The organism is Dictyobacter halimunensis (genome assembly GCF_036245075.1).
Window position 1 is genome coordinate 4319756 of the sequence record NZ_BSRI01000002.1, and the last position, 13190, is coordinate 4332945.

At 58.8% G+C, this 13190-nt stretch carries 9 protein-coding genes; 2 read left to right on the forward strand and 7 right to left on the reverse strand.

Features of this window, described 5'->3' with window-relative positions:
- Positions 1-35 precede the first annotated feature (35 nt).
- The 6 genes from AABA21_RS31795 to AABA21_RS31820 all read right to left on the reverse strand — a co-directional run bounded on the left by AABA21_RS31795 (position 36) and on the right by AABA21_RS31820 (position 7819).
- Positions 36-1805: a bifunctional aminoglycoside phosphotransferase/ATP-binding protein gene (locus AABA21_RS31795; RefSeq protein WP_338256440.1), complete on the reverse strand. Its 1770-nt coding sequence runs from the start codon at positions 1803-1805 to the stop codon at positions 36-38.
- A gap of 42 nt (positions 1806-1847) precedes the next feature.
- Complete coding sequence (locus AABA21_RS31800) at positions 1848-2858, reverse strand: universal stress protein (protein ID WP_338256443.1); 1011 nt, start codon at positions 2856-2858, stop codon at positions 1848-1850.
- Positions 2859-3227: 369 nt separating this feature from the next.
- Complete coding sequence (locus AABA21_RS31805; RefSeq protein ID WP_338256445.1) at positions 3228-5243, reverse strand: heavy metal translocating P-type ATPase; 2016 nt, start codon at positions 5241-5243, stop codon at positions 3228-3230.
- 85 nt (positions 5244-5328) lie between these two features.
- Positions 5329-6315 (reverse strand): universal stress protein, encoded by a 987-nt coding sequence (locus AABA21_RS31810; protein WP_338256446.1) that lies wholly within the window; start codon positions 6313-6315, stop codon positions 5329-5331.
- 62 nt (positions 6316-6377) lie between these two features.
- Positions 6378-7355 carry a universal stress protein gene (locus tag AABA21_RS31815; RefSeq protein WP_338256447.1) on the reverse strand — a complete coding sequence of 326 codons (978 nt, stop codon included), beginning with the start codon at positions 7353-7355 and terminating at the stop codon, positions 6378-6380.
- Between the two features lie 71 nt (positions 7356-7426).
- A complete protein-coding gene (locus tag AABA21_RS31820) occupies positions 7427-7819 on the reverse strand; it encodes a hypothetical protein (RefSeq protein ID WP_338256451.1) in 393 nt (130 codons plus the stop codon).
- Positions 7820-8431: 612 nt separating this feature from the next.
- Between AABA21_RS31820 and mgtA the strand changes: the two genes are divergently transcribed.
- Complete coding sequence (gene mgtA, locus AABA21_RS31825) at positions 8432-11020, forward strand: magnesium-translocating P-type ATPase (RefSeq protein WP_338256453.1); 2589 nt, start codon at positions 8432-8434, stop codon at positions 11018-11020.
- Between the two features lie 45 nt (positions 11021-11065).
- A complete protein-coding gene (locus AABA21_RS31830) occupies positions 11066-11758 on the forward strand; it encodes a VIT1/CCC1 transporter family protein (protein WP_338256456.1) in 693 nt (230 codons plus the stop codon).
- Positions 11759-11884: 126 nt separating this feature from the next.
- Here AABA21_RS31830 and AABA21_RS31835 read toward each other — a convergent pair whose 3' ends face one another.
- Positions 11885-13108, reverse strand: coding sequence for a sensor histidine kinase (locus AABA21_RS31835; RefSeq protein ID WP_338256458.1), 1224 nt, complete (start codon positions 13106-13108; stop codon positions 11885-11887).
- Positions 13109-13190 lie beyond the last annotated feature (82 nt).

A 13190-nucleotide genomic window follows, 5' to 3' on the forward strand; every position in this document is an offset into this window, starting at 1 on the left:
ATTGCTGCTTATGCATAATGACCGTGATATATCGCTCAGATAGTGCGCCCTGGGGAGCCGATCTTTTCCTCCACCGTACTGTTGAGCAATACAGGCAGCCTGCGTTGTAACGCCTCCAGATTGGCACGCTGGGAACTGGCTGTCGACAGGGTGATGTGCCTGACCAGTGGCTCCTGCTCTGGATCAAAGGCTTCCCAGTGCGCCACCTGGCTATCATAAAGCTCGGGACGCCCATCGGAAGCATCGGCTGTCCCTTTCGTGTCTGATCCGGCGCTGATGCGTTCGCGCCAGCGCTGCTCAAGGCGCTGCAGCGTCAGCTCACGTGGACACGTACATTCGATAAAGATGACGCTGGCCCCATGCTGGACCGCGGCCTGGGCGATCTCCTGGCGGTCGGCGCGCCGTGCATAGGTGCCATCCATCACCACCGAATAGCCCTGTTGGAGATAGGTCTGGGCCCGCTCGTTCAGTGCCGCGTAGGTCCGCCGCGTCCAGGCGGGATCATAGATTCCGGCGTCAAACGCTTCCGCCTGTGGTTGGGCCGCAGGCAGGTGGGTCAGTTGCTTGCGGACGCTGTCGGTTGAGAGTAGCGCGCAGGCATATTCATCCTGTATCTGCCGCGCGATGGTGCTTTTGCCGCTTCCCATCACTCCGCCGACAATAACCAGGTACGGCCGTGAGGTGCACCGGCTATAGCGCAGCGCCAGCTTGAAGAGCTCGCTGGCCTCTACCTGCGCTCTGGCGCACTGCTCTGGACCAACCTCTGGATCGTCGAGCAGGAAGGAGATAACTTTGCCGCGTACGCAGGCCCGATAGCAGGCGTAGAATGGGAGCAGACTGATCAATGAGCTATCGCGGGTCTCCGCTATATAGCGCGTCAGGAAGGCGTATGCCAGGTCGGGACGCCGGGCAAAGTCCAGCTCCATATACAGGAAGGCGACCTCGCTGGCCACGTCACCATAGCGGATGCGCTCGTTGAACTCGATGCGGTCCAACAGAATGATGCGCGGGAGCGTATCCCAGTACTCTTCCGGTAGTACATAGATGTGCTGCAGGCGCAGATCGCCATGGCAATCGCGGATAGCATCATGCAGGAAGCGTCGCCTGAACAGTTCCTTATCATGTTTCAGACAGTGGTAGACGTAGTGCTGCAGGGCTGTATACGTCTTGCGCGACAGGGTGCGGCCGCAGTAGGGACGCATCTGCCGGAAGTTCTCATCCCAGTTCTCTTGAATGACCTGTATGCTGCCCGCTCTGGCGATCGTGTCGCTGGTTGGCGTGCGGCGATGAAATTGTGCCACCACCTGAGCGACCTCTCCCATCAGCTCGGGCGTCACCTTGCCCGCCTCTAGCAACGCGTGCAGCGTGGCGCTTTCGGGCAGACGACGCATGACAACCGCATAGTCGACAAGCGTTCCGGCCGCGTTGAGCAGGGGGCCGGGGGCCGGTTCGTCGCCCGGCGGATAGGTCTCCCCAAAACAGAGGGCCTCATCCGGCTTCTCGATCACCGGGGCGACACCCAGGTAGACGCCCGGCGCCAGCTCGCTGTTCAAGCGCACCTCTAGCTGGCAGAAGTGACGGCGCTGCTCGATGGTTGAGTAGTCGAAGAAGCCAAAGTCGCGTGGCTTCTTTAGCTTATATACCTTATCAGGTGTGATGATGACCGCCGAGGCGTGTGTCTGGATCAGATACGGATCTTCTCCCGTCTCATAAACAAAAGGAAAGGCCTGCCGTTTGAGGAGCGACTGAACCATAGACGCGAACGCGTACTCAGCAACCTTGTGGGCGGAACGATGGATCGGCATAACATTTTCCTTTCATTCCTGTACATGTACCCCCATTCCCGCTTAGCTGGACGCAGACTGCTTTTCGGCGGCGGCATGTACGATCAGGACCGGCTGCCTGGCTGTATCGAGGACGCGTTCGCTGATGCTGCCGAGCGCCCAGTGTTCCAGTCCACTGCGGCCATGGGTCGTCAGGGCGAGCAGATCAATCTGCGCTGCCTCCGGCATATGGGCCGCCTGCACGGTCGGGTCTTTGGCGACCTCAACCAGGGTGTGCGCGATATCCTCGTGGATCAGTACGGAGGTGGTGATGCGCAGATTGTGGTAGGCCAGGCTGCTCTCCATGAGCTTCTTTTTGATCTCTTCCAGGTAGCACTGCGTCTCGGTGATAATGCGTTTCTGCGCCTCCTCAATGGCCTGGTGGGCTGGCGTCATATGGCCGTGCCGGGCCGGAAATGGCAGCACCTCAACCAGGTGGAGCGTGGTTGGTTCGGGGACCGACAGGGCGACACCAAGCTGGATGGCGGGTTCCAGGGAGGCCTCGGAAAGCGTAGAGCCATCCAGGGCGACCATGATATCTAGCGATTGTGGCCGCGTGGTATAGATGCGGCTACATCTGTCATCGCTCTCATGCAACACCAGCAGTGGAATGGTACTGGTGCGCGTCAGCTTGTATGCCACGCTCCCCAGCGCCCAGCGCTTCAGACCGGTGTAGCCATGGCTGCAGAGGATGATCAGGTCCGCCTGGGCATTCTTCCCAATCTCAAGAATCGTCCCGGCCATGTCGGTCGCGATGGTGGTCTGTATGGCGACCTCGATGCCGACCAGAGCGTCAGACATAGCGATCTGGCGTAGATTGCTGCGGGCCAGCTCGACCTCCTCTTCCGCGATCTGGTTATCGAGCTCCATAGGAGTGGCCAGGACGCGTGGATAGCGAGTATATTCGATGGTTGGATAGACGATGCGTATCAGGAGCAACGATGCACCTGTGGATCTCGCTATGCGCGCCGCGACGGGTAGGGCGGTCTTTGCTCGTTCAGAGCCATCCAGCGGCACTAAGATTTTTTGAAACATCACGCATCTCCTTCTGTCAGATCGGGGAAGAGCGGTTCCCGGATATTTCTGGTCATTTGCTTCTACAGAAACAGTAAACCCTTGATCTCTCGAACATGTCACCGCAAACTCGCCAACCTCTCAAAACCATCACAATACCCAGGCGGGAGGTGCAGGAAGGTTGATGCTGTGTGAGCTCTCAGAGAGAGAGCTCACACAGACTTTTTATACATTGGCGCATCGGGGGCGCATTCGCGCCCCCGATGCGCCCCCGATGCGCCAATGTATAAAACGAGTGCGGCCGCGCAGCGGACGCCCGTGCGGGGGCGCTCACGTGCCCCACTACGACGCAAGTATGGCACTTTCTCTCGGCGCCGCAGGCGGGAAAAATTACACCCCTTTTCGTACATGAATGGCGTTAACGCGCAACGCGTTAAAGATAACAAGCACATCAATCCCTTCTTGCAGGATCGCCCCGGCGGCGGGCGGAATATAGCCCAGGGCAGCAAAAACCATGGCCAGGCCGCTCAACCCCATGCCGATCCAGATGCCCTGAAGGGCGATGCGCATCACCCGGCGACCCAGGAAGACGGCGGTATCTACGCGCATGATGTTATTAGAGAGCAGGACGGTGTCGGCGGCGCTGGCGGCGGCGGTGAGCCCCTGTGTCCCCATCGCCATCCCCACGGTCGCCGTTGCCAGGACTGGGGCGTCGTTGATACCATCGCCGACCATCAAGGCTTTATGTCCCTTGTCCTCCAGGTCGCGCACCACGCGTACCTTGTCTTCCGGCAGGCACTGCGCGACGACGCAGTCTATGCGGGCTAACTGCCCCACCTGTTGGGCCACCGCCTCGCTATCGCCGGTCAGCAGGACAGTCTGCGCGATGCCCTCGCGTTTGAGGGCGGGACAGAGCTGCTGGATCTCTGGCCGGGGCACATCTTCCATCACGATGAGCGCCTGGATGCGCCCATTGATCGCCACAAAGCTACAGATCTGGCCCAGGGCTCGCCTGCGCTCCCTCTCTTCCATGAAATAGGTCGGCAGTGGAATGTCCAGCATGCGCATATAAGTGCGATTGCCCACGGCGACTGTGAGCGGCTCTCCTATGGGAGAAGATGCGCCGGCGATGGTGGCGCACACGCCTTTGCCAAAGGTCTCTTCAAAGTTGCTGCTGGTATACAGGGGAATCTGCTGTTGCTGGCTGGCGCTGACGATGGCGCTGGCCAGGATGTGGGTCGAGAGCTGCTCAACCGAGGCTGCGTAGGCCAGGATCTCTCGTTCTGTGTATGGCGTCTCCCGCTGATCCTCGGGGAGCAGCAGAACGGTGGAGACTTCGGGCATGCCCAGCGTCAGCGTACCGGTCTTATCGAAGACCGCCACGTTGACCTCTCCCAACTGTTCGATGGCCGCGCCGCTCTTGACGATGATGCCGTTGCGTGCCGCGATGTTGATGCCTGACATAATAGCGATCGGGGTGGCCAGAATCAGGGGACATGGGGTGGCCACCACCAGGACGGCCAGAGCGTAGACCTGGTTTCCGGATGTGAGCCAGGCGGCGCTGGCGAGCACGAGCGTGAGCAGCGTGAAGACGATGCTGTAGCGGTCGGCCAGGCGATGAATCGGCGCTTTGTGTTCCTGCGCCTCGGCCACCAGCTTGACGATCTGGGCGTATTTACTTTCGGCACTGGGCTTGCTGGCCCGCACCTCCAGGATGCCGTCCAGGTTGACACTGCCCGATAGCAGTCCCATGCCCACCTGCTTACGCACCGGCAGTGGCTCTCCGGTTATGTCGGCCTGGCTGACATTGGAGGCTCCCTTCACGATGATGCCGTCGACCGGCACCAGTTCTCCCGGCTTGATCACGATCGTCATGTCCGGCTCGATCGTCTCTACTGGCACATCTATCAGCTGTTTGTCCTGCCAGACGTGGGTGGTACGCGGCGCCCGTTCGGCCAGGGCCGAGAGCGAACTGCGGGCGCGCCTGAGCGCGAAGGCCTCCAGCGCCTCGCCCCCTGATAGCATCAGGACGATGATGGCTCCCGCCAGGTATTCTTGCAGCCAGAGCGAACCCACAATGGCGATGGCCGCGATCACATCGATGCTAAACTCCCGGTGCCAGAGCCGGCTGATCGTCTCCCACAGCAGCGGGATGCCTCCCCAGATGATGATGCCCAGCAGTGTCCAATTGGCAAGGTCGCCGCGACGCGCCAGCCAGAAGACAAGGCTGACAAGCAATAGGAAGATGGCACCGGCTGGGATCGGATAGCGCTTTAAGAGCGACCAGCCTCGCTGATACCAGGGGGCCTGCTCGCCCTTTATCTCCCGCTGTGTCTCCAATGGCTCGATTGGCTTTTGGGTTATATCGGATGCTGCTACCTGTGTGCGTTCCTTATGGTTTGTCATGGCGTCACCTTTTCGCCTCCGATTGCTCGCCTCCGATTTATCCATCATGGGTAAATCGGAGGCGAGCTCCGAACCTATGGAGGGGTTATTGCACGGGTTGGGCTTTGATGGGGGTGGCTGGTTGTAGGGGGCGCATGATGAGTAGCGGGAGCTTGGTGCGGTTGAGCACGCGCTCGGCGATGCTGCCGAATATCCAGCGATCGATATTGTTGCGGCCATGGGTGGTCATGGCCAGGAGCTGGCAGGTGGGATACTGATTGGCCCCGCCGTTTTCCGCGTACTGGATGATCTCTTGCGCGATATCGGCCCCACTCTTCAGGTTGCCGATGATCTCGATATTTTCGTAGGCCCTGGCCGCCGGTTCCAGGCGTTTCACAACCTCTTGCAGGTATTGCTGTGCCTGCTGACGTATGAGATCCTGGAGATTGAGATGGTAGATCTCCTCAAAGGCTTCTTCATCGGATAGATTTAATGGCTCGATCACGCGGAGCAGGTGGATCTCGGCGCGATGGCCTGCGCCGCAGGCCGATGCGATCGCCATGGCGGGTTCGATGACGGCCTCCGCCTGCTCTGATCCGTCAAGGGCGATGCAGACGCGAAAGATCGGCTGTCCTTCTGCATCTACCGCGAGCGGTAGGGGATGCTCTGCGCGTTGAATCAGGACCGGGGCGGGGCAGGCGCGGGCGATCTTCTGCGCTACACTGCCCAGTACCCAGTGCTTCAGACCCGTGTAGCCATGGCTGCAGAGAACCACCAGGTCGATATTTCGCCGGGCCACGGCTTCGAGGATGGCTGATGATGCATCGCCGACATAGACGCTTGTCATAGTTGAAATGTGCTCCAATGGTGCCGAATTTTTGATATGATTCAGGTAGTTTTTTGCTCCCTGCTCTTCAAGTTGCTGGACTCGTTCCATCATGCCGATGGTCTGCATGCTATAAATGCTCATCAGTTCTACGCTGCGCATCAGGTGGATCGTGCTGTGATTGGCACGCGCGATGTGCGCCGCCAGCGTGATCGCCTGCTCCGATCGAGATGAACCATCCAGCGGAACCAGAATATCTTTAAACATGACGTATCCTCCTTCCTGGGTGGGCGGGCCCGATGCTCGCCCGTCCTGCTTCCCCTACCTACCTACTGAGCATCACTGACAAGCGCCTCTGGCTCTGCCCGGTGGAGATGTGTCTCCTGTTCGACTATGGCGGCGGGACGCACAATCAACATCGGCAGGTGGGTCCCGATGCGTACCCGCTCGGTGGTGCTGCCCAGGTACCAGAGGGGATGGCCGGTCATGCCATGGGTCGACATAGCGATCAGGTCGCAGCCTCCAGCGATGCCGCTGTTTTCGACTCCCTCGCCGTTTTCCGCGACACGAATGATGGAGTCGGCGGCGTCCTTGCTGACGGTGACCGACCAGGTAACGGGAATCTGCTGCTGCGAGATAAAGGGCGCGACCTCTCCCTGCCTGATTCTGGCCGTTATGTCCTTCAGGTAGTGTCTGGCTGTCAGGAGCTCGTTGGTGGTGTCAATGGTGCGTACCAGGTGGATAGCGCGGTTGACGGACGCGGCCAGCGCGTGAATGAGCTCGGCCGCCGGTTCAATGGCGGAGGCGGCGTAGTCGGAGCCATCCAGCGGCACCAGTACGCGCAACGGCTGCGTTGGATCTGGATGGGGACCAAGCGGCAGGGCGCTGTGACCACGCAACAGCAGGACCGGTACCTCGGCATAGCGGGTGACTTTTTCGGCCACGCTCCCCATCATCCAGCGTGTTAGTTCGCTGTAGCCATGCGAATTGAGCAGGATAATATCCGCTTTCTGCTTCTGCGCGTTGACCAGGATCGTCGCCGTTTCGTTCCCGGTGGGTACCTGGATCTCGGTTGGGATACCCTGGAACTCCTCTTTCTTCGCTAGCCTGACCAGGTATTGTTCGGCCTCGAATCTGGCATTGGCCGGGAGCTCTTGCGCCAGGCTGGCCTGCGAAGGCCAGTTGAGATTGACGACGCGCAGCAAGATGATGGTTCCCGAATAGGCCCGAGCCAGTCGCAGCGCGATCGGAACCGTGCGCTCAGCCTGGTGCGATCCATCCAATGGAAGAAGAATACGTCTGAACATTGTGTCGCTCCTATGCCTGAGGTGATAGACAGGCAGATCGTGTTACCACGGCGCGTACGCGCCACCCACTATTAACTTATGCCCAGGTAGCCCTGACCGACCAGCAGATTGCTACTGGCAATAATGGTCTGTTCTCTTGCGGGCTGTTTCCGCGTCAGCCAGCGTCTGCCATCGCCAATGTGTGGTGGAATCTTGCCGTGGCAATGGATGGTACAGAGTGGCTTCTGCTGAGAGACATCGGGCAGATAAATAGCGCACTCGTCATAATCGATAATTAACACGGCATCCGTCTGCAACCATTGTGGCGCGAACATCGAAAGTATCTCTACAACCTCGGGCGCTTTCCAACCTGCCAGTGGGAGCCCCTGCGACTCGATGATATCCGCGTTGATGTCCACAATGTGGTTGGGATAGCGGTTTTCCAGTGCATAAAGGCAGATCTGTAATGTGTCATATAGATGCATTGAAGTCCTCCTCCCTGCATGCATTGCGGGCCATATGTGATGGCCCCAAACTACCTTACCCCGGCATCGCGGTCCCTACGAAAATGTATCGGAATTTCTATGCTTACCATAGCGCAATGACCTCTCAAATTGCTCTCATGCTCAGGCCTTGTCTCACATTAAGATCACAATTCATGACGTGCCTGAGTCGGTGCGATATTCAAGTATTGCTTTGTGGCGCACAGCTATATATGGTCTGGTGAGGCAAGCAAAAAATGAGGTTTTACTCTGATTTGTGACTGGATTGTGATGAGCTACGACGCGGGTGAGATCATCCGGTGATGCGCCAGACGTATCCTAAACACAAAATCGGCGTGTGCCACTTTTCTGACTATTGAATCTGATTTGAGAGAATGTGTCTTGCGCTCATACGCATCGCCTGCGGTTTGTATGAGGTTTCGCACCTGCGTGGCTCCTGAGTCTGTTGTATGGTGGTGCGTCGGGTGCGCAGATGCGCACCCGACGCACCACCATACAACACCAGCGCGGCTGCGCAGCGGACGCGCGTGCGGGGGCGGTCACGGGCCACCAGGGTGACGGGAGTAAGACTCATTTAGAGAGGCGTCAGGGCATATGAAAACAGCCATTCAGGCACCCGCGCAGGTGCCAGCATCCGAGGCATCAGATGAACTGTTGCGTTTATCCTTACCGCAAATATTTGCTCGCCTGCAGACAGATGAACATGGCTTAAGCGATGCCGAGGCCGCCCGCCGCTTAGAGCGCTATGGCCTCAATGAGCCGGTGGCGACCGTGAAAAATACCTTGCTCGCCCAGTTTCTGCGCCTCTTTCTTAATCCACTGGTCCTGATCCTGCTCTTCGCCAGCGGCATCTCTATTGTGCTGGGGGAGACCGTTGACGCGACCATCATCATCGCCATCGTAATGCTTAGCAATACCCTGAATTTCGCCCAGACCTATCGCTCTCAGCGGATCGTGGAGCGGCTGCGGGCCGAAGTAGCGCCTACAGCTACCGTGCTTCGTAATGGGAACTGGCGGAATGTGCCGCGTCAGCAACTGGTGCCAGGGGACGTCATCCGCCTGCGCGCCGGAGATCTGGTCCCCGCAGATGCTCGTCTGATCGAGGTGAAGGATCTCCATGTGCAGCAGGCGGCGCTCACTGGTGAGTCGCTTCCAGTTGAGAAGCAGCTTGATGGCGACGCGGCCGCGCCCAATAACCTGGCTGAGATCCAGAACGGCGTCTTTCTGGGCACCTCTATCGTCAGTGGTAGCGGGCAGGCGGTGATCGTGGCTACGGGGTCCCATACCTCTTTTGGGGATATCGCGGCCCACCTCGTGCAACGGGCTCCGGAGACGGAGTTTGAGCGCGGCATCCGTCACTTTGGCCTGCTGATTATGCAGACCGTCTTCTTTCTGGTGATCTTTATCGTTATGGTGGGTCTGATCGGCAGGCATCCACCCTTTGAGACCGTGCTCTTTGCTATCGCGCTGGCTGTTGGGCTTACACCCGAATTTCTGCCTATGATCACCACGGTTACCCTGGGGCAAGGGGCCATGCGCATGGCGAAGCGCAAGGTGATCGTCAAGCGGCTGGAAGCGATCCAGAACTTCGGCAGCATCGATATCCTGTGCAGCGATAAGACCGGGACCATCACCAGCGGCGAGACTCACCTGCAGTCGGCGCTGGGACTCGACGAGCGGCCTTCGCCGCGTGTATTTTTGCTGGGCTACCTGAATAGCTCCTATGAAACCGGTTTTAAGAGTCCACTGGATGCGGCCATCCTGGCCGAACCAACCCCCGATGTGCAGGGCTATCGCAAGCTGGACGAGATCCCCTTTGATTTTGAGCGTCGCCTGCTCTCGATCGTGGTGCAGCACGAGGACCAGGCGCTGCTCATCACCAAGGGCGCGCCCGAGAGCGTGCTGGCGCACTGTACGACCTATGAGCTCGCTGGTGAGCAGCATCCGCTGGATGGTCCGGGTGGGGAGCAGTATAACGCGGCGACCGAGATCTATCGCCGGTTAAGCGAGCAGGGATACCGCCTGCTGGCTGTAGCCCATCGCACCCTGCCCGTGCGCCCCTGCTACAGTACGGCCGATGAGCAGCAACTGGTTCTGCAGGGCTTCCTGGTCTTCGCCGATCCGGTAAAGGAGGACGTGGCGCAGGTCCTGCAGGATCTCCGGCGTGACGGCGTGCAGGTAAAGATTATCTCGGGCGACAACGAACTGGTGACGCGCCACGTCTGCCAGCGGGTGAGACTGGCGAGCCCGCGCGTCGTCCTGGGTCAGGAGATTGAACGTATGACGGATACCGCGCTGGTCCAGGTGGTGGAGCAGGTGAATATCTTCGCCCGCGTCTCTCCCGTCCAGAAGAACAGGATCATCCAGGCGCTCAAGATCCGCAAGCATGTGGTGGGCTATATGGGCGATGGCATCAATGATGCCCCCTCGCTGCACACCGCCGATGTCGGTATCTCGGTGGCCTCGGCCGTCGATGTGGCCCGTGATGCCGCATCGATCATCCTGCTTGAGCAGAGCCTGCAGGTACTGCACCAGGGCATCCTGGAAGGGCGTAAGGCCTTCGGCAACGTCATCAAATACCTCTTGATGGGCACCAGCTCCAACTTCGGCAATATGTTTAGCATGGCCGGCGCTTACGTCTTCTTGCCCTTCCTGCCCATGCTGGCGACGCAGATCCTGCTCAACAACTTCCTCTATGATTTCGCCCAGATCACCATCCCGACCGACAATGTTGACGCGGCCTATGTGAAGAAGCCGCAGCACTGGGATATCGGCCTGATCCGCCGCTTTATGATCTTTATCGGTCCCATCAGCTCGATCTTTGATTTCCTGACCTTTTTCCTGATGCTGCGTGTCTTTCAGGCCGGCGAAGCGCTCTTCCACACCGGCTGGTTCGTAGAATCGCTGGCCACGCAGACCCTGGTCATCTTTATTATTCGTACCGTAGGCAATCCATTCCGCAGTCGGCCTAGCATCCCACTGACCATAACCACAATTGGAGTCGTGCTGATCGGGGCTATCCTCCCCTTTACCCCTCTGGGCAGCCCACTCGGATTCACTCCGCTGCCGCCCCTCTACTTCTTCTTCCTGGGCTTGATGGTCGCAGTCTACCTGTTCCTCGTCCAACTGGTCAAAGGCTGGTTGATGAGGAATCTCGCTAACCACGCTGTGCGTACTAAGTGAGAGAACTGAATGTTCCGCCTATTTTTGAGAAGGAAGATTATCGTTATGCCGCAGACACCGCATGTGGAGAAGCATTTTACCTCGGGCGAACTGGTGCGTGATATTGTGATCGGCATGTCCGACGGACTGACGGTTCCATTCGCGCTGGCCGCTGGTCTGTCGGGGGCCGTCAGCTCGACGACGATTGTCGTGACGGCTGGCCTGGCGGAGATCGCCGCTGGTTCGATCGCTATGGGGTTGGGTGGCTATCTAGCCGCCAGGAGCGACTCGGAACACTATAGCAGCGAACGCCGCCGCGAACAACTGGAGGTCAAGGAAAAGACCGACGCCGAAAAAGCAGAGGTTAGCGATATCTTTCAGCAGTATGGTCTGACCGCCGAGCAGAGCGCGCCGCTGGTCGAGGCACTGAGTCAGAAGCCAGACGCCTGGATAGATTTCATGATGCGTTTCGAGCTTGGCCTGGAGGAGCCCGATCCTAAGCGCGCCTTTAGCAGCGCCATCACAATCGCCCTTTCCTACATCGTCGGCGGCCTGATACCACTGAGTCCCTATATCTTGCTTCCAGTAGCCAGAACGGCCCTGCTGACCTCGATCGTCGTGACCCTGCTGGCCCTGCTCATCTTTGGATATATCAAGGGACGTTTCACCGGCACAAATCCGCTGCGCAGCGGCATCCAGACCGCCCTGATCGGAGGTCTGGCTGCGGCCGTCGCCTTCTTCATCGCCCGCCTGGTCTAAAGCTGTATCGTCCTGCTTCATAAGTTAATGTGGAGGTATGTTGTTGCGTCATGCCCGCGCTCAGCGCGGGCATGACGCAACAACATACCTCCACATTAACTCCTTTGAGCGCCGAAGGCACGAATCTTAGGCGTCAGCCACATCCAGCAGCGGCAGTGCAACAAAGAAAGTCGTCCCCTCCCCTTCCTGGGATTGGAACCAGATATTGCCGCCCTGGCGCTCGATCAACTCGCGGCAGAGGTATAGCCCCAACCCTGTCCCGCAGATACCGTGGGCCTGCGCGTTGGTGGCGCGGACGAAGCGTCCAAAGATCTGCGCCTGCTGGCAGGCCGGGATGCCGATGCCCTGGTCTTTGATCTTTACGAGCACCTGTCGGCTCTCGGCCTGCTTCTCCAGGGTGATCTGGATCGGTCCCCCGCCGGGGCTGTATTTGATGGCATTGGTGAGCAGGTTGGTGAATACCTGTTCGGTGCGCACAACGTCGATTGAGACGATGAGGAATGGGTCCTGCGCGGTAATGATCAACTGGTGGTCGGGGGCTATGGGCTGATGGCGCTGGGTGACGCGCTTCACCAGCGAAATCAGGTCGGTCACCTCTTCCACCAGTTCCAGCCGTCCCGCCTGCAGACGCGTGACGTCCAACATATCGTTGGTGAGCGTAACCAGGCGCCGGGTGGCCTGGTCGATATGCTGCAGCGATTCACTCTGCTCCTCCGTCAGCATCGGGGGGTGCTGGCGCCCCATCTGTCTCTGGAAGAGCTCGACGAAGCCCTGCAGCACAGCCAGCGGATTACGCAACTCGTGGGCCACGATGCTGATGAATTCATCCTTCAGTTTCTCGGCCTCTTTCATGGTTGAGCCATCCTGTTGTGCCACCATGGTGACCGGGGTGATATCGTGCCAGACGACGATGGCGCCGCTGATAGTCGTGGTAGCCGGTGTACTTCTGCTGGTGTGCCGCCGGGTATGCTGTGTGACGTATGCTTGCTGATACAGAGGGGATGCGTTGACGAGATACTCGCATTGTTCAGAGCACTCATTGATGGCGGTAACGGATATATCCTGCTGGCGATGGCCGCGCAGCGCCTGGCGCGCGGGCGCGTAGAGCAGCGCCTGCAGCACCTGCCGCCCCTGTGGGGATTGCTCTAGCCGGCTGCGCAGCATATAGGCCGGCCTATTTTCGCGCACGATGCTCTGCATTGGATCAAGCCACGTCACTCCATCATGAATGCTTTGGAAGATAACATTCAATAATTGCAATGATGTCTGCTCATCGTGTTCATTGAGCAGTGCCGCGCCGCCCTGATTAAGCGCGGCAAGCTGTTTGTCTGCGCTGAGATGTGGATGCATCGCTTACCCAGATTTTTATATGAACATATTTGAACTATCATGAATCATCCTTTATCATAGAAGCAAAAAGACAATCTTGCAA